The sequence below is a fragment of the Pseudomonas kitaguniensis genome (assembly GCF_049199985.1).
Classification (GTDB): Bacteria; Pseudomonadota; Gammaproteobacteria; order Pseudomonadales; family Pseudomonadaceae; genus Aquipseudomonas; species Aquipseudomonas kitaguniensis.
This window is the reverse complement of record NZ_JBLZPT010000003.1, coordinates 33,709-57,006: the sequence shown is the minus strand read 5'-3', so window position 1 is coordinate 57,006 and position 23,298 is coordinate 33,709. Positions and strand designations below refer to the sequence as shown.

General features: G+C 50.7%; 20 protein-coding genes. 10 read left to right on the top strand and 10 right to left on the bottom strand.

Annotated elements, in window-relative coordinates; translation table 11 throughout:
• Positions 1-478 precede the first annotated feature (478 nt).
• Positions 479-1,729 (top strand): ribonucleotide-diphosphate reductase subunit beta, encoded by a 1,251-nt coding sequence (locus ACOZK9_RS05685; RefSeq protein WP_421555435.1) that lies wholly within the window; start codon positions 479-481, stop codon positions 1,727-1,729.
• Positions 1,730-1,842: 113 nt separating this feature from the next.
• On the opposite strand, the gene ACOZK9_RS05680 is transcribed toward ACOZK9_RS05685, so the two are convergent.
• The 5 genes from ACOZK9_RS05680 to ACOZK9_RS05660 form a co-directional block, all read right to left on the bottom strand.
• Complete coding sequence (locus tag ACOZK9_RS05680) at positions 1,843-3,924, bottom strand: AIPR family protein (protein WP_421555434.1); 2,082 nt, start codon at positions 3,922-3,924, stop codon at positions 1,843-1,845.
• 16 nt (positions 3,925-3,940) lie between these two features.
• The gene (locus ACOZK9_RS05675; RefSeq protein WP_421555433.1) at positions 3,941-4,894 is read right to left on the bottom strand and encodes a PD-(D/E)XK motif protein; all 954 of its coding nucleotides are present in this window, start codon (positions 4,892-4,894) and stop codon (positions 3,941-3,943) included.
• Complete coding sequence (locus ACOZK9_RS05670) at positions 4,875-7,619, bottom strand: Z1 domain-containing protein (protein WP_421555432.1); 2,745 nt, start codon at positions 7,617-7,619, stop codon at positions 4,875-4,877. The genes ACOZK9_RS05675 and ACOZK9_RS05670 overlap by 20 nt, the downstream gene beginning before the upstream one ends.
• A complete protein-coding gene (locus ACOZK9_RS05665; RefSeq protein ID WP_421555431.1) occupies positions 7,609-9,084 on the bottom strand; it encodes an ATP-binding protein in 1,476 nt (491 codons plus the stop codon). The genes ACOZK9_RS05670 and ACOZK9_RS05665 overlap by 11 nt, the downstream gene beginning before the upstream one ends.
• 232 nt (positions 9,085-9,316) lie before the next feature.
• Entirely contained in the window at positions 9,317-10,891 is a 1,575-nt protein-coding gene (locus tag ACOZK9_RS05660) for a DNA cytosine methyltransferase (RefSeq protein WP_421555430.1), read from the bottom strand.
• 28 nt (positions 10,892-10,919) lie between these two features.
• On the opposite strand from ACOZK9_RS05660, the gene ACOZK9_RS05655 reads away from it, so the two are divergent.
• From ACOZK9_RS05655 to ACOZK9_RS05645, 3 genes are all read left to right on the top strand, one after another.
• Positions 10,920-11,330 carry a very short patch repair endonuclease gene (locus tag ACOZK9_RS05655; RefSeq protein WP_421555429.1) on the top strand — a complete coding sequence of 137 codons (411 nt, stop codon included), beginning with the start codon at positions 10,920-10,922 and terminating at the stop codon, positions 11,328-11,330.
• A 461-nt stretch (positions 11,331-11,791) separates the two neighbouring features.
• Positions 11,792-12,316, top strand: a complete 525-nt coding sequence (locus ACOZK9_RS05650; RefSeq protein WP_421555428.1) for a BRO-N domain-containing protein — start codon at positions 11,792-11,794, stop codon at positions 12,314-12,316.
• Positions 12,317-12,591: 275 nt separating this feature from the next.
• Complete coding sequence (locus ACOZK9_RS05645) at positions 12,592-13,239, top strand: HAD-IB family hydrolase (RefSeq protein WP_421555510.1); 648 nt, start codon at positions 12,592-12,594, stop codon at positions 13,237-13,239.
• Between the two features lie 368 nt (positions 13,240-13,607).
• On the opposite strand, the gene ACOZK9_RS05640 is transcribed toward ACOZK9_RS05645, so the two are convergent.
• The 5 genes from ACOZK9_RS05640 to ACOZK9_RS05620 form a co-directional block, all read right to left on the bottom strand.
• Positions 13,608-13,832 carry a DUF4225 domain-containing protein gene (locus ACOZK9_RS05640; protein WP_421555509.1) on the bottom strand — a complete coding sequence of 75 codons (225 nt, stop codon included), beginning with the start codon at positions 13,830-13,832 and terminating at the stop codon, positions 13,608-13,610.
• Between the two features lie 85 nt (positions 13,833-13,917).
• A complete protein-coding gene (locus ACOZK9_RS05635) occupies positions 13,918-14,217 on the bottom strand; it encodes a hypothetical protein (RefSeq protein ID WP_122251444.1) in 300 nt (99 codons plus the stop codon).
• Positions 14,214-14,927 carry a DUF4225 domain-containing protein gene (locus tag ACOZK9_RS05630; RefSeq protein ID WP_201024807.1) on the bottom strand — a complete coding sequence of 238 codons (714 nt, stop codon included), beginning with the start codon at positions 14,925-14,927 and terminating at the stop codon, positions 14,214-14,216. Before ACOZK9_RS05630 ends, ACOZK9_RS05635 begins: the two co-directional genes overlap by 4 nt.
• Positions 14,924-15,409, bottom strand: a complete 486-nt coding sequence (locus ACOZK9_RS05625) for an Hcp family type VI secretion system effector (RefSeq protein ID WP_058415335.1) — start codon at positions 15,407-15,409, stop codon at positions 14,924-14,926. Before ACOZK9_RS05625 ends, ACOZK9_RS05630 begins: the two co-directional genes overlap by 4 nt.
• A gap of 152 nt (positions 15,410-15,561) precedes the next feature.
• Positions 15,562-16,521 (bottom strand): LysR family transcriptional regulator, encoded by a 960-nt coding sequence (locus ACOZK9_RS05620; protein WP_058415334.1) that lies wholly within the window; start codon positions 16,519-16,521, stop codon positions 15,562-15,564.
• A gap of 193 nt (positions 16,522-16,714) precedes the next feature.
• Between ACOZK9_RS05620 and argH the strand changes: the two genes are divergently transcribed.
• From argH to ACOZK9_RS05590, 6 genes are all read left to right on the top strand, one after another.
• Positions 16,715-18,142 (top strand): argininosuccinate lyase, encoded by a 1,428-nt coding sequence (gene argH, locus ACOZK9_RS05615; RefSeq protein WP_421555427.1) that lies wholly within the window; start codon positions 16,715-16,717, stop codon positions 18,140-18,142.
• A 106-nt stretch (positions 18,143-18,248) separates the two neighbouring features.
• Positions 18,249-19,127, top strand: a complete 879-nt coding sequence (locus ACOZK9_RS05610; RefSeq protein ID WP_058415332.1) for an amino acid ABC transporter permease — start codon at positions 18,249-18,251, stop codon at positions 19,125-19,127.
• Positions 19,128-19,151: 24 nt separating this feature from the next.
• Positions 19,152-19,916 carry an amino acid ABC transporter ATP-binding protein gene (locus tag ACOZK9_RS05605; protein WP_421555426.1) on the top strand — a complete coding sequence of 255 codons (765 nt, stop codon included), beginning with the start codon at positions 19,152-19,154 and terminating at the stop codon, positions 19,914-19,916.
• A gap of 25 nt (positions 19,917-19,941) precedes the next feature.
• Complete coding sequence (locus ACOZK9_RS05600) at positions 19,942-20,763, top strand: ABC transporter substrate-binding protein (protein WP_421555425.1); 822 nt, start codon at positions 19,942-19,944, stop codon at positions 20,761-20,763.
• 165 nt (positions 20,764-20,928) lie between these two features.
• Positions 20,929-22,104, top strand: coding sequence for an MFS transporter (locus ACOZK9_RS05595; protein ID WP_421555508.1), 1,176 nt, complete (start codon positions 20,929-20,931; stop codon positions 22,102-22,104).
• Between the two features lie 158 nt (positions 22,105-22,262).
• The gene (locus ACOZK9_RS05590; RefSeq protein WP_152748791.1) at positions 22,263-23,222 is read left to right on the top strand and encodes a hypothetical protein; all 960 of its coding nucleotides are present in this window, start codon (positions 22,263-22,265) and stop codon (positions 23,220-23,222) included.
• Positions 23,223-23,298 lie beyond the last annotated feature (76 nt).

Here is a 23,298-nt window from a genome sequence, read left to right as displayed (position 1 = left end):
AGCTGGCTTGCCTGCGATGGCGGATTCAGCCATACACACCGTAAAAAGCCGTCTACCTACCTCCTGCCCCAACCCCGCAAAAAACATCCCGCCGCCCGTCAAAAAAATCCAACCCCGGCAAAGCCCAGCAAACAAACGCTTTGGCCGAAAACCAGGCTATTTTGGCGCTCGCTCGTGACCATCCGCCGCAACACAAAGCCGAATTTTTCCCTATAATGCGCGAGTAAATCGGGCCTGCAATATCCCTTTACACAGGGATGAAGAGCCAGACCTGAGGCCTCCGCTGGAGCAAGCACCTGCCGCTCCGCCCCTCAAGCCTCACGCAGAGTACCCGTTCACCCCATTGCGTTTAATGCCTGCGCTAGCTGCTGCAACAAACGATTCCTTAAGATCCACCGCGGCCCGAGGGCCGTGTGAACACCCAACCATCCGGTTTCACACGGGCACCTTTGAGCCCTCACGCAGGAGACGACACGTCATGCTGAGCTGGGACGAATTCGACAAAGAAGAACACGCCGAAGTAGCCACCAAAGGCGCTAACGCCGGCCACGCCACCGAAGCCAACATGGACCGCCTCGACGGTGCCGGCGCTGCCGCCGCCATCGAAGCCCGCGCCGTCACCGCCAGTGACTCCGCCGCCATCGTGCGCGCCAAGGCAGCACTCGACAAACTCGACGTCGCCGAAGGCCTCGCCGAACTCGAAGGCGCCTCCGCCCGCGTCGCCGTTGACGAAAAACGCATGATCAACTGCCGCGCCGACCTCAACCAACTCGTGCCCTTCAAGTACGACTGGGCCTGGCAAAAGTACCTCGACGGCTGCGCCAACCACTGGATGCCGCAAGAGGTCAACATGACCGCCGACATCGCCGTATGGAAAGACCCCGAAGGCCTGACCGACGACGAACGCCGCATCGTCATGCGCAACCTCGGCTTCTTCTCCACCGCCGACTCGCTGGTTGCCAACAACCTGGTGCTGGCCGTGTACCGCCTGATCACCAACCCGGAGTGCCGCCAGTACATCCTGCGCCAGGCCTTCGAAGAAGCGATCCACACCCACGCCTATCAGTACTGCATCGAATCGCTGGCCATGGATGAAGGCGAGATCTTCAACATGTACCACGAGATTCCATCGGTCGCCAAAAAGGCCGCGTGGGGCTTGAAGTACACGCGCTCGATCTCTGATCCGAAGTTCGAAACCGGCACCGTCGAGACGGACAAAGAGCTGCTGCGCAACCTCGTCGCCTACTACTGCGTCCTGGAAGGCATCTTCTTCTACTGCGGCTTCACCCAGATTCTGTCGATGGGCCGCCGTAACAAAATGACCGGCGTGGCCGAGCAGTTCCAGTACATCCTGCGCGACGAGTCGATGCACCTGAACTTCGGTATCGACGTGATCAACCAGATCAAAATCGAAAACCCGCACTTGTGGGATGTCGAGATGAAGGAAGAAGCGACCCAGATGATTCTGCAGGGTACGCAGCTGGAAATTGAATACGCGCGCGATACCATGCCGCGTGGCGTGCTGGGCATGAATGCGGCGATGATGGAGGATTACCTCAAGTTTATTGCTAACCGTCGCTTGTCGCAGATTGGCTTGAAGGAAGAGTACCCAGGCACGACGAATCCGTTCCCTTGGATGAGCGAGATCATGGACTTGAAGAAAGAGAAGAATTTCTTTGAGACTCGGGTTATTGAGTATCAGACGGGTGGGGCGTTGAGCTGGGATTGATAATAACCGTAAAACCGCAGAATATATAAAAACCAAAAAGCCCTGTACGCAGGGCTTTTTATTAAAACTTAAGTAGTAGATAACACATAAAAACATCTGTCCATATGGAAGCATTAAAGAGATATATAGCCTTCATCAATCAATATTGCCCTTATTTTCCAAATTTCAATACATTGCCTTTCTGTAGGAACTTTACTAGGGAACTGGGCAGCTATATTCAAGAGAGACTCCTGCTTGGGAGTCAGCTTTCCACCTCGGCGTCCCCAAGAAAGCATACGTGACCACTCAGGCGCAGGCGTTTCAATCACAGAAACTTGGATCGCGATGCCGTCATCTGTCCTTTGTAAAGCCTTGGACGCTGACGCAACTTCTAAATTGCTTCTTAAGTCTTGCAATATTTCTAAAAACTTAGGAACAAACTCTATAGAAAGATCTCTGACCTGATCCCAGCAAGCTTGCATTTTTGCCCACTCTGTAACGTTTTCCTTAAGCCGATCAGTGTCGGTCAATACGACGAATACGTTTTTAGATATTAATTCTAATTGCTCACATAAAACCTCTGGTAACGATTGTTTATCCCAGATATTTCGAAAATCAAGCTGCTTACCTAATGCTTGTTCTGAAATCATACTATGTAGCTTTGCAATTGAGTACGTCACAATATTTGCTCGATAACCGCCTTGATACCAGGCCTGTCGAGCAACCATACTTTCTGTATACCTAAACATAATAGCAAGTGAAACTATCTGCCTAAAATAATCCTCATTGAAAGCTTTACCACCTGCGGACCATGTCTTAGCGATAAAATCTGCAAAAATTAGAAAGTTTTTTTGTGCTCCCATACTGACTTTATGAGGAAGCTCTCTCCAAGAGTTTTCTAACTTAGCGACATCGGTCTTGGAAAATAGCTGCTTTCTGGGATTTTGTATGGAGAATTGAGTTTTCTGCGCAGCAGACAAAATAGACTGTTCATTTAAGTACTGCCCACGTGCCCGCTCATAAAACCAGTGAGTACCGTGTTGCGCACCGCCGTTGGCTGGCGCAAATATACGTCGTGAAAATTCCTCCAAACGGACATGGTAAGGATGATTGGAAAAGAAATCTGCATCACTAACTTTATTTTGGCTATTTGCATAGCGAGCAATTTCAGGTGTTAACTGCCCAGCCTTATCGGGGGGTAGCACCGACAACTTCATTTGAACCATGACTTTGGATAGGTCTGCCACATCCTTACTTCCCGCGCCACCACGTTTAGCCAACGCAAGTGATGCAGTAGTTTGCCCTCCATTTACAATTTGTAAATTTGTAGCACTTTTAATTTTAAGCCCGTGAGCACCATTAATCAGCGTAACATTTTCTGCAGTTGCAGCAATACCATTATTAAAAGCAAAAAACATCTCGGGCTGAGTGCGAATTGTATTTTGTATCTTTGAATTCACTTTTCCTTTTGCACTCAAAAAAGTCCTGACATTTCCTTCCAACAACCTGCTGCCGTATTCTTCGTATATGTCAGCCAAGAGATCACCACTGATCATACAAAGATAAGCTTTATAATCACCATCAGATTCAGCAGCAGCCAAACAACTTAATCCTTGGTGTTCAGCCTCCCGAAAATTGACAACAAGCTCGTCACGTCCAGTAGCAGAAGTATATGCCACATGAAATCTAGCAATATCCCAAATATGAAGCTCGCTTGGAACTCCATCTATATCATCCTCTGACCAATCCTTTATACGTGACTTTAACTGACCATCTGAAACATAATAGAATCTATATTTTGTAACCTTAGAATGCCAATCCATCAAATCGCATGCTAGGCCATATCCTGGCTGACTCTCATCAAAAGCTCCGTCCGTTAAGAACCCGCCTAATGATTCTTTCAAATAGTTCTTTAAACTTAAAAATGATTTCTTAACTTCATCAGCATTAAATGATTGAATCTCATCCTCGTTAAAATAATTTCCTATAAGCAAAGAAAGAGAATTGTCGGCGTCGTCAAAAAAATACCCATCCACCCTTAATTTCTTTTTATTACTTGTACCTTCAAATCTACAGCTCTCAAAACTAGAAAACTGTTCAGACTCAATTAATCGATCCCCGCACTCCTGCACGAAGCTCGCGCCCAAAAAATCTCGAGCCGACTCAGCACGGGATCGCACGCACTCAAGAAACTCTTGGTGAAACTCCTGAAGCACCAAATTACACCTCCGACTAAAACAACGACTGTTCAGTTATAAATAATTCGCAGATACCTAATTCCAATTCATATCGCGCATTTACAATTCCGATAGGTAGACTTGCCTTTCGCAACCGTGGAAACCCATCTAAAACTGCATATCGAGTAACGCGCCTTAAATGGAAGAACAAGGTTTCATATTTCTGATGATGCACATAACCAGCAAGTATCAAGCTATCATTAAAACTGCACAGCGCCTCATAACTAGGCTTAAGCCGATCTCTGATTTTTAGCACCTGAGAGTTCAAATTAAATCCACCAATAGAGTCTGAACTGGAGTCAGAAAGCTCCACAACACACAATTGTAGAGTTTTGTCATCGCTATCCAGTTGTCTCTCAGACGCGATAATTACACGTTCGGTACCAGGCCTTATTGTTTTTACTTCCCAAGCGCTGAAGCCAAACTGAAAGTCCTGATTAGCGCCAGTAGGTCCGACCCAAGCAGTAACTGCTTCGACCAAACCAATCTTATCAATAAGTAACTCGAGAAATACTAACTCGCCACACAACCCTCTGATTTCGCTCAAAGTTAAGAGACTGCTCTCGGCACGCTCAAGAAAGTGACGCCAGCTATTTAGACGACTAAGCACAAATTCTAAAGGACTATGTTTTCCAATATACCTAGAGTGTTCTATTAAGTCTTCACAAAGCAAAGCAAACAGCTCTACTAACTTCGAGTCCTCCAAAATTAGAAGAAGGGACCACCTACCATCATCTCTATAAATTTTTTTTAATCTAACCGCTCGCATGTCTGTTTGGCGGGGAGGTTCGTCGATGGTGACAAATAATAGCAAATTTCTATCTTCGCTATCCACGCCGAGATAGAAATCCAATGGATGAACCGCATCAAACCGTTTAAAGGCAGAGTTAGACGACTCCAACTTAATTGACTGCCAAATTAATAAGCAGTTAGTCGTCGACATTTTCATCTTCGCTCTTGTCGCCCTCGAAATTTTCTACCTCAGTAGCCAAGAGAGTCCTTAGCTCAACCATATTGATACGATAAGTCATTTTTTTACTACCTGACGCTAACTCAGGAAAACTAAGTCCAACCGCAATGAGCGATTTGAGATTATTCGGAAGTATAATACCTTGCTTATCGCCGAATTCCGGGCTAACCAGATGAATCAATAACAAGGGTCGCTTTCTAACTTCGTTGTAAGCTTTACCCGGTATATTTGCCTTCTCGCTATTTCCCGGAAACTCACGAAAAATTCTCTCAGCCTCGAAAATCTCATCCTTTGACAACCCAACCTTTTCATCTGACGCCGAACCAACTCTCATCTTTTTCTCGTTGACCAACAAAGATCTTTTTTCAAGGTCAACTTCGATTTTTCGACGTCTTGTAGGAAGCGAAAAGCCAGGCACCACTTCAAAACTATCCCCATTACCTGAAGGAATCGAAACATCCCAATAATCAAGTTTTGAATCAGCGGACTTCTCTATAAAATCAGCAAGGTCCCTAGACTGCAGTTTTAGATTTAGCGGATGACTTACAAAACCATTCAAAAGTTCTACAACAACATTCTTCGGAACTTGGAACCAGACGGGAATCTTATACGAATTACTTTTTAGAGAACTTAATGTATTTAGCTTATTTATAAGAGCCTGCACAGCTTTATGGTTAGACAATATCGCGGAACCATCACTAAGCAGTCGTGCTGACTCTAGACTTTCCTTGCTAATCGACAGGGTATGCACAATCTCCTCAGAGTGACGCATTTTATTGCGAGCTGTAATAATTAATGAGTCCGGATGGGAGCGGACTCGCAATCCAAAATCAATTGGTTTCAACCTTAAAACCTGCATACGTCGGACTTCGCCCCTCAACTCATCCGTAGCCTCTGAAATCAATGAATACCAGTTGATTGTCTCTGTTGGCATCCATATTTTTAGAAGATCCTCATACCCCTGTCTATAACCAAACCATCGCCCCATTTGTAATAATGCGTCGTACATTTGTGTTGTCCGATAAAAATAACTTACCGACAGCCCCTCCAAGGTCAGCCCACGGGCGAGGCTATTTCCTCCTACCGCTATAACCCTTAGCCCGTTTTCCTTGTAAAGGGCGTAGTTCAGACTCGCACCACCACTTTTCTGGTTTACAGATCTCACTTCCACAGGCAGAGCGGCAGTAACCAAAGCGGCTTGAATCTCGCTCCAAGAAAAACCTATGGTGCTCAAATAACGCTCATATATAGAATGCAAGTCACTAATATTTTTATTTCTTAACGCTTCTGAAGGACTAAGCGAGGAATACGCTCGTATATCGTCCTGAATCTCCCTTAGGGTTATATCAATACTATCTCTGACTTGATCCTGAATAAGTGTGAAATGGCTGACATTTATGAGCATAGATCTATGCTTAGGCATTCCGTTGCGCATGTCCATGACTGCGTTCACAAGCAGAAAATATTTTACTGCGTCCACTAACGAACCGGGCAACTCATCTATGATACTTTCTGAATGCTGTCCCTTAGGAAAAGAAGCCTCCGCATCGTCAATATCCTCCAGACACTCTAACTTAGCGTTATCACCAAATATTGCCGACGCCCCTATATAATTACTAGGCGCGTCTAACGCGTATATAAAGTCACGAGGAAATAGGTCATCCCCCTCCATCTCAGTTGTGGTTTCTGGATTAATGAATACGTTTGCGAAAGGGGTAGCAGTAAAACCTACATAACTAGACCTAGGGAAAATATTGAGCAAAGTACGTATACCACTATTTATCGCAGTCGCCTTTTTTGGATTAGTATTTATCGAAGCATTATCTGCCTCATCATCTATAAGCAATAGAGGAAGATCAATCTTTCCAGAGTTTTCGGCGTTGAAATTTATCAGCCACTCAGTTAGATTTTCTATTATTTTTTTATTTTTTTTCACAACCAATAGAACTGGCTCATTATAATCGCGCAATCGAAATCCCAACTGATTGACAGTTACAGCTTTAAAATCACCAACTGTAGAAGTAAATACACCAGCACTTCGTGTTGAATTTATTAACCCAACACCTATTTCCTTTCTTCTTCTATTTCGGCTATTACTATTAACAACACCAGAGCTATCAAGCCCAACAAACCCAGAATCTAGTCTTTCTTGAGTTTGCCTACGCAAGCTCTCCAACGTACCAGTTAGGAGAATTACTAACTTATATCCGGCATCCGCCGCCTTACAAATCAAGCCTGTATAATTCGAAGTCTTACCAGACTGAACATCTCCCATCACTAGCCCACGTCTCGGCCAACCTGCTTTTCCAACTGGGTTGCCCATCAAATCAAGGATTTCATCGGTAACTTTGTCCAGAGAAGCTACTACCTTCGCGCCCCATCCCTGTTTGATTAAATCTGTACGGTATCGAGTCCAATAAAATGGAATTATCTGCGCTTTCCTGGCTTGAAGCCAAGGGTCATGCTCATCTGCTACATAGCTACCTATCCCCATATCCAATGCAAGAGCAACATGAAGTTTTTTTATAACAGATTCGAACTCTTGGTCAGACACTGCATACGGAGGTATCTTGCGCAACATACTTGCCAATTCATAAATTTCAATTTCAGTAGGTATACCATCCACCGTTAGAGACGTGGCGACAGCTACCTCAAGTCGCTGGGCGGCAGAGGAAAGAATATCATCAGCTTTATTATTCAACACGTTGTAACTCCTCTACAATTTTCTTGGTGAGTGCGGGATAAAGGCTAAACGGTTCAATTACATGCAGTGTAGATAAAATCTTTAGACGGACAGGAGATGTAGTTTCCAACCCGTCAAGTAAAATTGAAGCCATATCTCGAAGTTGACACTCTAAATACTCACCATTGAAATTCGGTTTCACATCGGAAGCCATTCGCGAATATAAGGAATCTGCAGGAAAAGAACTCTCAATCGTTTTCAATACCATTTCAAAAAAATTTAGAGCTTGCTTATCTACCAAACTGCTCTGAAATTGCATTATGGAAGGATGTTCTCTATTTATATCAAATCTGACTCCATCTCGATCTATCACTTCGCTCCAAGCCGAGATGAATTTTTTATTTTCAGAAGCTCTCCCTCGAAAAGTGATAGTTCGCCCACTTACGGCTCTAATTCTATCTATCGTTCTTTTCAAGTTTATACGAACTAGCGCTGGTGGATGAGCCGCTGATTTTTTTATATCAAGAGTCCATAAATGATCCAAAGAATTCGGTATATCAACTCGAACTCTAGCTAACTTACTTAGCTCATCCTTTCGAGCAAGTCGAAACCAAGTACCCCAAATTATTAATCGCCTATTTCTATATATATAGAAGCCCTGATGATTACGAATACCTTCACTACCTCCAGCCACCTCAACTTCTTTAACACTTAGCTTGCTATAGTGAGGAATGATAAATGGCTTAACTGTTACTTTTTCACCATCCACACTAAACGTTTCTTGGTCTAATTGCTGTGTAGCTTGATGCCCGATCAAAAATGGATCAAGAGGAGGTAGTTTATTTCCATTTATACTAATAGAGACAGGAGACTTTTGACCCTCCTTAGTCATAAATCTATGAAAGACTAGTGAAAGATGGTCTCTCGCATGATTCATCTTTACGGTGAGAGCAGCTTCGGTAGAGGACTCACCTGCAATCAATTTATCTAAGTTCTGCCAAAGCACTATTGTACCGCTAACACTTTTAACTAACAATTCCATGTGAGGTATGTTGACTAGATCATGTTCTCCAAGCTTAAGCATAATCCATGACTGACGAGCTATTACGATATCAAGATCCCAGCAAAAACCAGTAATGACCCCGTCTTGCTTAGAAACAACTGTCATCCGGCGACATTGAGAAAGAGAGGAAGTCTTCAATCCTAATCCATAGCGTCCCATATCATTGATAGACCGTATATCCAATGGGTTAGAACTTCCATGCCGCATGGCACTTTCCAACACAGTCGCTGACATACCATGCCCATCGTCAATAATGGCAAGATACGGCTCATCTTGAGGCCGAAACTCGATGATGATATTTCTAGCATTTGCTGACAGGCTGTTATCCAAGATATCTGCTAACGCTGACTCCAATGTATAACCGATTGATCGCATTGATTCGAGCAGCGAAGCTGCGTGAGGAGGATGTTCTATTTCCTTCATAACCTCTCGCCCCTTTATAGAACGAGGCGCTACCTACCGTAGGCACACCAACATTCCTTGTCGTCTTCCATAGTACATATGGCACTTATTAGCGCCATGATTAGGCCACCATTCATCTCATACTAGCCATGAAAGCGCAAGAATTTTTTTACAACTATTCATCACTACTACTCGGAACTTAATTCGATAGTAAAACCCACCCTCCGATATAACATACAATAAAAACTCAACTTTATCGATTGATCAATTTATCTATTACTTCTGCAATCTGATTTGCCAATAAAGGAGGAACTGCATTTCCCACTTGATGAAACTGCTGAGTACGATTTCCCAAAAAGAAATAATTATCTGGGAATGTTTGGAGTCGAGCGGCCTCGCGAACAGTTAGGCTTCTACATTGGTTAGGGTCGTAATGGATAAAATAATGCCCATCTTTTGAAATATGACTCGTGATTGTCGATGAGGACTGGTCCTTAACTTGCACCCTAAATCGATCACTAAATTTACCGCTCTCCCAATTCTTATGGTCAGGGGCCAGTCCGGCCAGATGAAATTCCTTATGGCCTTTTGGTGAGTATTTGTGTGCATCCGCAAAAACAGAAGCGTATACATAACGCCGAAGGTCTGAAGTCATATGGCTTCTAGCCTCATGATTAAGCCATACATTTAAACGCACATCATTAAACCAATCCTCAAGAAAAACATCACCAAACTGGCTATCTCGTAGGTTTTTTTTGGTTAGCCTTAGCGCGCCGGCGCTGTACCCTGCACCAGAAAATGTCTGCCTTGTTATTTGCAGCTTTTTCTCAAGCAGAGGGTCACTTCCCATTGAAGAAAGCGAACTGTGGAGTTCGTCTAAATGAGTTAAAACTTCACAGCACCATTTATCGGGCGAGTCGTTACCTCTGGATAACGTACTCCTAAGCTTCGGGAGCCCTGCTAGCATTTCGCCGACGGTGGGGGCTCGCTTGTCAACTAACTTTAGAGCTTGAGCTACATCTGCAAATTCTTCGGACACACCGACAAGGATTACACGATGCCTATTTTGAGGTATCCCGTGATTTTCTGACTGAATAATAAAATTGTTTGTTTTTAACTCTAAAGGATCATTACCGCTTTCATATACAGCATCACTGACTAACGAGCAAATTTTATATTTTGGCCTATTTGAGTTAGTAATACCGAGTGCCAAATCTGGATCAGCAAGGTCTCGAAGTATCTGAGGAAAAATTTGTTCCCCTCCAACTTTGGAAGACAAAATCCCTTTTACATTTTCCATCACAAATACAGCCGGACGTTTCCTTTGAATTATTCGAAGATATTCTCGATAGAGGAAATGTCTTTGGTCATCCTCCGCTTTGTATTCAGAATTACCTCTATTTCTCGCTCGTCCTACGACTGAATAGGCCTGACAAGGAGGTCCTCCGATTAATACCCATGGACGAGTCTCATCGAGTTTACTTTCAAGTATTTTATCTAACTCTGCATTCCCTTCAGGGGTGCCCAGTCTGATTTGCCTGGCTTCATTGTCAGCCTTGACCCATTGATCATAGCTTCTACCAGTCCAAGGTTGGGTGGCACCAGAAGTCTGACAGTAGTAATAATAGTCATCCAACGCGTCAGGATTTTCTATCTTCAACGCCCTATAGAAAGCTCTAAGCCGTAAGGTTGCTCTAGCATGAGGATCCATTTCTGCAGATACTACAACTTGAAAGCTTTTGCCATCATTAAGGGATGAAAAACCTTCACCCAGCCCGCCTGGCCCTGCAAATAGGTCGACGACCTGTAAAGGTTGTTTAAAATTCATATGGAAATTCTGCAAAAAGAGGACCGAAATGGATGTAGTTGACCAAGCTACGCGCTCGAGGATGATGTCTTCGATTCGCGGAAAAAACACGCAACCGGAGCTCAAGGTTCGTCGTTTTTTGCATGCGCATGGCTATCGATTCCGCCTTCATAGGAAGAACCTCCCTGGAAATCCCGACATTGTACTGCCCAAACTCATGACCTGTATATTTGTCCATGGATGCTTTTGGCACAAGCATAAGAATTGTCGGTATGCAGCCACTCCAAAGTCGAGACCTGCATTTTGGGAGGAGAAGCTCTCAAAGAATGTGGTCCGGGACGCAAAAGCAGGGGTAGATCTTCAGCATCTGGGCTGGCGGGTCCTGATCATATGGGAATGCGAGCTAAGAGATGCTGAAGCAACGTTGAATGGTTTGTTAGCGAAACTTAACCGTTTTTGAGGCAACCATTTATGTTAGCTGCATGCAGCTCTTTGACCCTTCGACCGGCATGGTCTGTCTTGATCATTCTTCGGTAGACGATGAAAACATTAAGTTTCACTTGGTAGATCCAAGAGCTTGACCACCTCCAACCACGCACTTACCCTCTCACCTCGGCGCCTAAGAAACGCCTCAACCAGAGCGGTCCTCCGCACCCGACAGCCATGCGGCTTTTTTTCGCCAGCGGTTTCTCTACGCCCGTGAAAAATCCCCGTTATGTCGGGAGTGGGCGAATACAAGACCCGAAAGGGGAATATGTCCGGCCCGTCTCTGGTGGGTTTCTTAGCTCCCGACACCCATAACGCATGCCCTAAGAAAGCAACCAGAGGTAACGGAAATGCCTGGATACTTTGCATCCCCTGCGAAGGTCATTCGCAGCACCTGCACCATTTCTAAAACACGCTCCGGCTCGGAGGTGTGTCATGCATGAACCTACCGTCTTTATCCGCCAAAACCTGCATCTGCATGCCCTGCTGCTGGAGAATCAGCCATGGCTGTGTGCCCGTGACCTCGGCCGCATGACAGGGCTGTATCTGGATGAACGTATGGTAAGCAAGCTCGATGAGGATCAGCGGCAAATCCTGGAAATCTGTTATCACGGTCAGCCTGAGAACATGCTGATGATCAGTGAATCCGGCGTGTACGCCTTGCTGGTTTATCACTACTCACCTGGCCACCGCCTGCTGCGCGAATGGTTGACTCATCAAGTCGTACCGACTCTGCGCGACGGAAATCAATCCCGGTCCAAAGACCGCCCGATGCTGAGCTTGCTGGATTGGCCGGAGATGTCGCTGAGCCTTCTGCATTGGCAGGATGAAGGATGGATTCGGTTGCGGGATATGCCGTATCTGTTGCTCAACAGGACCCGTCGACGCGCGCCAACAAGCAAGACCTGGTATCAAAAGATGGCGGAATATTTCCGGCCATCCAGCCATTCGGCACGTTGAGTTCTCAGCGGTGGTGCGTCCGTGCTGATGCTCGGACGGACCACCAACACCCATTTCCCAATCCGCTCTGTACCAACGCCGGATGCCTTACAACGTTCATTCCTATGCCCGACCGGGTAAACTCCTGCGATCATTGCCAGCGAAATAACAACAGCACCACGCTTGGCTGATCTGAACTGCATAACCGTGATTAGCCTGAACCCATGCAGTGGGTACTAGTCACAACGTTATGAGAACCTGCTCCAAATGATCAAGGACCACCCGTGAACCCAGACATGCTCGAAACCGGCCCCGCTGACGCCAAAGTACTCTCCGTCTTTGACTTCGACGGCACCCTGACCCACCACGACAGTTTCGTGCCCTTCCTCAAATTCGCCTTTGGCACCGGCGAGTTCTATGGCCGGATGGTCAAGCTGGCGGTACCGGGGCTGCGCTTTTTGTTGCGGCGCATGAGCCGGGATGAGTTGAAGGCGCAGTTGATCCGCACCTTTATGACCGGGGTGGAAAAGGCTTGGGTGCAGCAGAAGGCCGAGGAGTATTGCCAGAAGAATTGGGCGCGGCTGATGCGCCCGGCGGGCGTGCTGTCGGTGGAGCAGGAGCTGGGCTCCGGGGCGGAGGTGACGTTGTGTTCGGCGTCGCCGGCGTTGGTGTTGCAGCCGTTTGCGAATCGGCTGGGCATCAAGTTAATTGGCACTGAGCTTGAGGTGGTCGACGGCGTGTTGACCGGCAAACTCACCGGGAATAATTGCCGGTGCGAGAACAAGGTGCTGCGGCTTGAGGCGGTGTATGGCGACCTCGGGGACTATCGGCTTCGGGCCTGGGGCGATACGCGCGGTGACCGCGAGTTGTTGGCGGCGGCGCAGGATGCGCACTTTCGGCATTTCCATGCGAAGAAGCGGCGTAAGCAGACTCGCAGGCACTGAAGGTTAGCAAGATTGAACGGCCTGAGATGATTCGTTCGGGTCGATGCCTGAACGAATCGTTTAAAGCCCAGCCTACTGATTGCCCTCACCCAGCTTTCTGTCTATGGGTAAGGCGAACGCATGAAGTATTATTCCAGCCAGGGCGAACCAGCCTAATATTGGGTATTGCACCAATAGGTCCGGCCTATGCCACCCGTACAAAAAATCACCACGCTCAATCACCCGAATATAGCTGATGACAAAAAAACCATTCACGATCAGGCAAAAATACAATGTGTAATTACGCAAGCGTGGCCTCGAAAACCTGTATTTAAAGTAATAGCACAGCGCGGCACCTCCTAACACATACAAAAAAGCACCGACGACAATCATTCGGGCATTCGCTCATGTATTTGCGCGGCTGTTTCAGCATCGATAGAAGCCTCTACACCCAACGACACTCCGCTCATTATCTGAAAGGCGGGTACTTTGTCCGAGAGCAGGTCTCTAAATAATCGACACGCATCCGGCTTGATCACAAGCCGGCTCAAACTATAAATAGACATGACAATATCGACACCACCGTAGAATGCGAAGAAGCGATGTAAGCAGATTCGCAGGCGCTAAAGGTTGGCAAGGTTGAACGGCCTGAGATGATTCGTTCGGGGAGATACCTGAACGAATCGTTTAAAGCCCAGCCTACTGATTGCCCTTACCCAGCTTTCTGTCTGTGGGTAAGGCGAACGCATGAAGTATTATTCCAGCCAGGGCGAACCAGTTTAATATTGGGTATTGCATCAACAGGTCCGGCCTATGCCACCAGTACACAAAATCACCACGTTCAATCAGCCGCATATAGCTGATGAAAAAAAAGCCATTCACGATCAGGCAAAAGTACAGTTGTAAATTACTCAAGCGCGGCCCCGAAAACCTGTACATAAAGTAGTACGCCAGTGCAGCGCCGCCTAACACATACAAAAAAGCACCGAAAACGATCATTCGGGCATTCGTTCATACATTTTCACCGCTGTGTCAGCATCGATATAAGCTTCTACACCCAACGACACTCCGCCCATTTTTTTATAGGCGCGTACTTTGTCCGAGGGCAGGTATCTAAATAATCGCCACGCATCCGGCTTGATCACAAGCCGGCTCAGACTATAAATAGACATGGCAATATCGACACCGCCGTAGAGAATGTCTGCTTCATCCTCGCCATACCCCAACGCCTTAACGGCCAAGTGATAGCCTTGCCGTACGGGGCCTGTGGTATTGCTACGTGCTTGAATTAAATTTCGTCCGTTTTCATACATATTGTTGGCACCGTGCGCCATGATCGGTACGCCTACAAACGCGCACAGCGTACCGACGGACGCATAACAAACACCTGCTCCCGTTGCCAGTTGGAGCCCACCGGCAACCAGCCCTATGGCTTTCGTGGCAATCTGCCGAGACTGGCGCACAAGGTGTGACTGCTCGTCTTTGATGTCCTGCAACCCTTGCTCAACCGTTTTACGCCCATCCTCTACGTCTTTAACAATGCCACGGGCGTAATAGGCGACTTCCCGATTGAATTGCAGCCTGACAATGCCGTCACTGATATGCCTGGCACTGATCAAACAGGCCTGATTAGTTAAATAGGCGGCGGCTTGGCTTACCGTCCAGGTGTCATGGGATGTCGGGCCTTCAAGTGCGGTGTTGCGCGTCACTGCGCGACATCCCAGGCGGCATAACCGCTCGTGCCTGCCTGGTGATGTGTCCAAAGAATTTCACGGTAACGCAGCGCAACATGCTCCTGAGCGTCCATGTCGTTTTGCAGTAGGGCATAGGGCACGTCAAGGATGAGGTCGGCGACGATGCACCCGCGAATGTCGACCGTGTAGTACTTTTCTTGCTGGCCGAAACTGGAGGTTCGGTAGAAATGAATCAAGCAGTCCAGTTCTTCCCTGTTCGCCAGCGCGACGGCCAGCAAGGGGGATGATTTGTCGATATTTTTAGTGATGACTACCGGGCCGTGAGCCGGCCCTCTTAAATTGCCTCTATTGGCCATATTGTGTTGGAACGACAACACCATAATCTCATCACGATGCCCGTCCTGGCATTTATTGCCGATGGAGGCCGTGGTCGAGCAACCTGCCGAAATCAGACCCTGTACCGCACCGCTGATGCTCATGTAGCCGTGGTTAGCCATTAGATAAACGCCTTGTTTATTTCAGGGGCTCACCATACGAAAACGGGCGTTACGGAAATATCAGACGGTTCGCTTTATGGCGTACGACGGGTATGTAGGACGTTTAACTTTCGTGTATCTCAACCTTGATCTGCAACGCCTGCGTGCGCGGTTTATGGTGTAGCTTTCAGGTCTACACCCAAGGCCGTCGCGAAGGCTTTTACCAGTGGGCTGCGCGGCGCGTTGTGGCGCAGGATCAAGTTGAACGCGGTACTCAAGTGAACGCGTTCCGGGCACAGCACGCGCAGGCGCCCTTCCCTTACCAAAGGCGCGGCGTAGTGCTCGGGCAGGAAGCCGAAGAAGCGGCCAGTGAGTAGCAGGATGGCGACGGCTTCGACTTGCGAGGCCGAGGCAGACTGGCTGTCACAGGTGACGAAGTGGGTTTTGTCGGGATGAATCGCATACCGGTGGTTCACCGCTTCATGGCGGCGCAACAGGTCGGGCGTGATGTCGCTGGCGTTAAACAATGGGTGCCCAACGGCGCAGTAGGCGTGGGCCTTTTCTTCGTACAGCGGGAAGTAGTCGAATTCTTCGCGGCGCTGGTACACGGGGACGATGCCGACGATCAGGCGGCCTTCGACCACACCGCGTTCAACTTCGTCCAATTGGGACGCGTGTAAGCGCAGTCTGATTTTTGGCGATTGGCTGTGTAGCTTCCCCAGCGCAGCCACTAGCGGCGAATTAACGTCGGAAACGGTGTTATCAATAACGCCCACACTCAGGTCGCCGATGAGTTCGTTTTGTGCCGAACTAAGCTTGTCGCGAAAACTGTCTACCGAGGTAAATAACTCGATGGACGCTTGATACACCAACTTGCCTTCTTCGGTCAGCGCAAAGCCCTCCCTGCCCCGCGTACACAGGCGCATGCCGATGCGAATTTCGAGGTCGGAGATCTGTTTGCTGATGGCGGCCAGGCCCACATTCAGCTCGTTTTGTGCGGCGCTGAAACCGCCCGCTTCAACCACGGCCATAAATACCCGGAGCAATTTAAAGTCCAGGCCGCTCAGTTGCAGAGGTGGTCGTGTGCCGGGTTTTGGCGGCATGTTTCCAGAAGTGGAAAGTGGGGTTTCCATAATACGCGTTGACCTCAAGTGCCATATTCAACAGGCTTAAACCCAGTCCTTGAACATAGCCAGGCGGCGATAATGAACTTAAACATCGGCCCTTGGCAATCTTGAACACAGCGCGTCAGACACTGGTTCAACTGCGATTCCTTTCTGCTTCAACTGCCTCCGACTCTTCTAAAAACAAGCGTGAGGAACACCTATGTCTCAGCCCACCGACCGCCTTTGGGGCGCTCGCTTCAAGCGCGGCCCGTCTGCCGCGCTGGCCGCATTGTCGCGTTGCCCTGAGCGCTATTTTCGCCTGACGCCTTACGACCTGGCGGGCTCCCAAGCCCATGCCCGTGAGTTGCAGCGCGCCGGTGTGCTGGATGAGTCGGAAACCTTGCGTACCCTAGAAGCGCTGGACCGTATCGGTGAGGACTTCGCCGCCGGCCGCCTGCATCCAACCCTGGATGACGAGGACGTGCACACCTTTATCGAACGCGTATTGACCGAGCGCCTGGGCGCCTTGGGCGGCAAGTTGCGCGCCGGGCGTTCGCGCAACGACCAGACGGCGAATGACCTGCGGCTGTTCCTGCGTGACCACGCGCGCACCATCACCAGCGACGTGTTGGGTTTGCAGCAGGCGCTGGTGGCACAGGCTGAGCAGCACATCGACAGCATCTGCCCGGGCTTTACGCACTTGCAGCAGGCGCAACCTATCGTGTTCGCCCATCACTTGCTGGCGCACGCGCAGTCGATGTTGCGCGATGTGCAGCGCTTGGTGGATTGGGATGCGCGTACGGCGTTGTCGCCCTTGGGTGCGGCGGCAATGGCCGGGTCAGCGATTGCGCGCCAGCCAGAGCATTCAGCCAAGGAAATGGGCTACACCGGGCCGTGTGAAAACTCCATCGACGCCGTCGCCAGCCGCGACCATGTGGCAGAGTTTCTGTTTGTGGCGGGCATGCTCGGGGTGAATATTTCGCGGCTGTCGGAGGAGTTTTGCCTGTGGTCGTCACGCCAGTTTCGCTGGGTGCAATTGGATGATGCCTACGCCACCGGCAGCTCGATCATGCCGCAGAAGAAGAACCCGGACATTGCCGAACTGGCGCGGGGCAAGGCTGGGCGTTTGATCGGCAACCTGACCGGGTTGATGTCGACGCTCAAATCGTTGCCGCTGTCGTACAACCGCGATTTGAGTGAAGACAAGCACAGCGTGCTGGACAGCGTGGACACCTTGCTGCTGGTGCTGCCAGCGATGGCCGGGATGGTCGCGACGATGAAGGTGCAGGTGGAGGAGCTGCGGCGTCAGGCGCCGATGGGTTTCACCTTGGCGACGGAGGTGGCGGATTGGTTGGCCATGCGTGGCGTGCCGTTCAAAGAGGCGCATGAGATTACCGGCGCACTGGTGCAGGCCTGTGAGAAGCATGAGATTGAGTTGTGGGAAGCCTCGCCGGCGATGTTGGCTGAGGTGGATGCGCGGCTGCTGCCTGAGGTGCGCGATTGCTTGACCCTGGAAGCGGCGATTGCGGCGCGCAGTGGGTGGGGCGGGACGGCGCCGAAACGGGTTCGCGAGCAGATTGGGCGGTTGAAGACTGCTTTGGCTGAGCAGCAGAGATGGGCTGAGAGTTATCAGGGGTTTCGGATTTAAACCTGGGCCTTTGTGGTGAGTTTGCTGGCGCTTTCGCAGGGAAGCCAGCTCCCACATTTGGACCGTGTTTTAACAGTTGGATCGAGTACAGCAGTGGAGTAGCACCATGAACCAAACCCCGGCGGAGCGCTTGCAAGCCGAGCGCAAGTTGTCCGAGAACCAGTTCGACATTACGCAGTACGAGCATGTGCCGCGTCGCTATTACGGGCGGATGTTTTTTGCCACGTTAATCGTGATCGCCTTGGCCGCGTTGTTGCGCGCGTTTGCCAATGGACAGATCGAATGGGCCTACATCGGCCAGTTCCTCACGTCTGAGGCGATTATCTGGGGCCTGGTGAACACCATCATCATGTCGATTTTGGCCATGGCGTTGGGGGTGGTGATCGGCGTGATCACGGCGATCATGCGCATGTCGGCCAACCCGATTCTGCGCTATGTGGCGATTACCTACACCTGGCTGTTTCGTGGCACGCCGCTGATTTTGCAACTGCTGCTGTGGTTCAACCTGGCGCTGATTTTTCCGGTGATCGCGATTCCGGGTCTGTTCAGCCTCGACACGGTCGACCTGATGACGCCGTTTGTGGCCGCCCTGCTCGGCTTGAGTATCAACCAGGGCGCGTACACCGCCGAGGTGGTGCGCGCCGGGCTGCTGTCGGTGGACACCGGCCAATACGAAGCCGCCAAGTCCATCGGCATGCCGAGTTTGCAAGCGCTGCGCAGGATTATTCTGCCGCAAGCCATGCGCGTGATTATTCCGCCTGTAGGCAACGAGTTCATCAGCATGGTGAAAATGACCAGCCTGGCGAGTGTCATCCAGTACTCGGAGCTGCTGCACAACGCGCAAAACATCTACTACGCCAACGCCCGCGTCATGGAATTGCTGATGGTTGCCGGCATTTGGTACCTGGCGGTGGTGACTGTTCTTTCATTTGGTCAAAGCCGCCTTGAGCGTCGTTTTGCCCGCGGCGCCGGCAAGCGTTCGTAAGCTTGGCTTGAGGAGATTTGCCCCATGAGAAGCATCGTCAAGGCCGTCAACCTGAACAAGTATTACGACGAGTATCACGCGTTGCGCGACATCAATATCGAGGTCGAGCAAGGCGAAGTCATGTGCATCATTGGCCCGTCCGGCTCGGGTAAAAGTACGCTGCTGCGCTGCGTCAATCAGCTGGAAAAAATCGACAAGGGCGGCCTGTGGGTCGACGGCGAACTGGTCGGTTACCGGGTGGTCGGCAACAAGCTGCATGAGATGAATGAAGCGCAGATAGCACGCCAGCGCCTGGCCACCGGCATGGTGTTTCAGCGCTTCAATTTGTTCCCGCACTTGACCGTGTTGCAAAACATCATCGAAGGCCCGTGCCAAGTGCTCAAGCGCTCGCCCAAGGAAGCCATCGAGGACGCGCTGGAGTTGCTCGCGCGTGTCGGCCTCGCGGATAAACGCAATGCCTACCCGGTGGAATTGTCGGGCGGCCAGCAACAGCGCGTGGCGATTGCCCGCGCGTTGGCGATGCGCCCCAAGCTGATGTTATTCGACGAACCCACGTCAGCCCTCGACCCGGAACTGGTAGGCGAAGTGCTGTCGGTGATGCGCGATTTGGCCAGCACCGGCATTACCATGATCGTGGTCACGCATGAGTTGGGCTTCGCCCGCGAAGTCTCCAACCGCATGGTGTTTATGGATGCCGGCCAGATTGTGGAAGCCGGCAGCCCGGAAGAAATTCTAATAAGCCCACAAAATCCGCGTACCCAAAGCTTTATTTCTGCCGTTCGCACTTAACTAAAAAACTAACGAGAACGCCCCCATGAAAAAGATGTTTATCCCAACCTTGCTCGCAGGCCTGATGGCCTCCACCTGTGTGTTTGCGGCGTTGCCGGCGGCCATCAAGGACAAGGGCGAGATCAGCGCGGCCATCGTGCCGAACTACCCGCCGATGGATTTCAAGGACACCGCCACCAATAAGCTCACCGGCCTGGACTTTGATTTGGGCAACGCCTTGGCCGAGCGCCTGGGCGTGAAGATCAAGTGGCAGGAAACCGGCTTCGAGCAGATGCTCAGCGGCCTCACCACCAAGCGCGTCGACATCGTTCTGTCGGGCATGACCGACACCGCCGAGCGGCAAAAGTCGGTGACCTTTGTCGACTACTTCACCAGCGGCCCGCAGTTGTACACCTTGGCCAAGCGTGAAGAACTCAAGGAATTGACTGACCTGTGCGGTAAAAAAGTCGGCACCAGCCGCCGTACTACGTGGCCGTCGGAAATTGCCGCGTGGAGCAAGGAAAACTGCGAAGCGGCGGGTAAGCCGGCAATCGTGGTAATCGGCACTGAAGGCTCGGCGGATGCGCGGGCTCAGTTGCAGCAAAACCGCCTGGACGCGGCGATGCAGGGCAGCGAGACGATTCCTTATTTGATGTCGTTGGACAAGGGCAAGTACAAGCCGGTGGGCCTGGCGATTTCCAAACAGTTCACCGGGCTGGGGATTGAAAAGAGCAACACGGCGTTGGTCGCGGCGATCAGCGAGGCGTTGCAGGGCATGATTGATGATGGAACCTACGGCAAGATCCTGAAGAAGTGGGACCTGGAGCAAGGTGCGGTGGCAAAAGTCAGCATTAACGCCGGCCAGTAATACGATTCTAAAGGTGGGAGCTGGCTTGCCTGCGAGGGCGGCAAGCCAGGCAGTATTGGGTTATCTGACCCACCGCTATTGGGAGCAAGCCCCCTCCCACAGTTGAGCTGTGCTCATATTTTGATGTGTATTGTCTTGGAAAATAATAAGGACATTCTCGCCACCGTGGCCACCTATTCGCTGGTAATCCGCCGCTTGATGATTTGCTCGGTGACCGTGGTGGTCAGCCGCGCGATGACCAGCCCCTTGCTGGCGCTGTGGTTGAGCACACGCCTTGGCCTCAACCAGCAAGACATCGGCTTGTTGATGGGCCTTGCCGTGTTCATCGCCACATTGCTCGGCCTCTACGGCGGCTACATCATCGACCGCTTGGAAAAACGCAGGTTGCTGATCCTGGCCATGCTCTCCAGCTCGATCGGTTTTCTGTTGCTGACCTTTGCCAGTAACCTCTACCTCACCACCCTGACGCTGGTGATCACCGAAGCCGCGTCGGCGCTGTTCCTGATTGGCTCCAAGGCCATCATCAGCGAGAACTTGCCGGTGGGTGATCGCGCCAAAGTGTTTTCGTTGCGCTATACCCTGACCAATGTCGGCTACGCCACCGGCCCGATGCTCGGCGTGGTGATCGCCGGGCACTTGCCGCAGGCGCCCTTCCTGATCGCCAGCGCCATTGCGTTTGGCAGCCTGTTCCTGATGATCGGCATCGCGCCCACCCAACGCGACAGCAGCTATACGCCGTTGAGTTTTCTCAGCACCTTGCGCACTTTGCGCAGCGACCGCACGCTGATTTTGTTCACCTGCGGCAGCCTGTTAAGCACGATTGTTCATGGGCGCTATACGCTTTACCTGTCGCAGTTTTTGTTGGTGGCGTACCGGCCGGAGCAGGCACTGAAAATCTTGTCTGCGGTGCTGGCGTGCAATGCAATTACGGTGATTGTGCTGCAGTACCAGATCGGCCGTTTTCTCAAGCGCGAGCAACTGCGTTACTGGATCGTGCTCGGCAGTTTGCTGTTTATTGCCGGGCTGATCGGGTTCAGCCAGGCCCACAGCCTGGTCAGTTGGTGCGTAGCGATGTTCGTGTTCACCTTGGGCGAGATGATCATCTACCCGTCGGAATTCCTGTTTATCGACACCCTCGCCCCCGATGCACTGCGCGGCAGTTACTACGGCGCGCAGAACCTGGCCGCCTTTGGTGGGGCGCTCAGCCCGGTGATCTGCGGTTACCTGCTGATAAACGCTGCGCCCACCAGCATGTTCTATGCGCTGGGTGCACTCACGGCGGTGGGCGGCACCTTGTGCTTCCTGAGTGGGCGCCGCGTGTCTGCAATACCGCCTCTCTAATGTGGGAGGGGGCTTGCTCCCGATGAGGGCGTGTCAATCAGCCCATTTGCCGGCTGAACCACCGCTATCGGGAGCAAGCCCCCTCCCACATTTTTCGATCTCCATCACCGCGGATATTTGGGTAATATCCAGCTACGTATCTCACGGACCCGAGCCCTATGAAATTCGACACGGCGTACAGCCTGAGTCTCGATGAAAAACTGTCGATCTACGACGTACGAGACTTGAATTTCGACGAAACCAACCCGTTCGATTCCGACAAGGACCGCTTCCTGTGCCCCAACGATGCCTGCCGTGCGGCGTTCGATACGGGCAATGTGCTGAGCACGTTCAACGCGAAAAACGTCAATTACCTGCGCACGCCCCACTTCAAAAACAAGACCAGCACTCGGCATATCGACGGCTGCCGCTACGCCAGCACGCACAAGGCCGCGAGCGCTGAAAATGACGACGAGCGCGAGGACAATTTCCCCTCGGAATTTTTGCTCACACGGCGTGAGTACCCACGTAAACCGCCGCTGGCAGGCACCGAGGGCAACGTCTCACAAGCCCCACCGCAAGCGCCTTCGAAGCGTGCCGCCACGGCCCACACCAGCAGCGACGCCACGCCGGACAAAACCAGCGTGTTCGCCCACCCGGTGGAATGTTATGTGTCGAATATTGACGACAAGGACACACTCAAACGCATGCCGCTGAAGATCGGCGACCACAGCGCTACCTACTGGACGTTTTTCAAGAAAATCGAATACCTGCAAGACAACAAGGGCCTGATCTACTGGGGCAAAATCAAAGCGATCAAGGACTACACCAGCAGCTTTCGCATCGACTTCGAAAAAAAGGTATGGCTCGACAAAAAGCCCTATTCGGTCAACGTTTACTTGAGCAAAAAGCTCATCGAGAACTATCGCAAGCGCAGCGCCTTCCTGGAGCAGATCAAGGCCGCAGCGGGCAGTGAACGGGTGTTGTATTGCTTCTTTTACGGCGTAACGCCGGAGCTGAAACAGGTGCCGAGCCAAAAGAACCCCGAGCAGACGTTCGGGGTGTTCAGCGCGAATATCGAGAACTTGGACCACCTGATCATTCGGGAGGCCCCGGGGTTGCAGGCAGATCACGGGTAGCGCAAGCCGTGCGCGCAAAAAATACATCCAGTTGATGAGCGGTCAAAACAACTGTACAAAAACACAGTATAGTTTG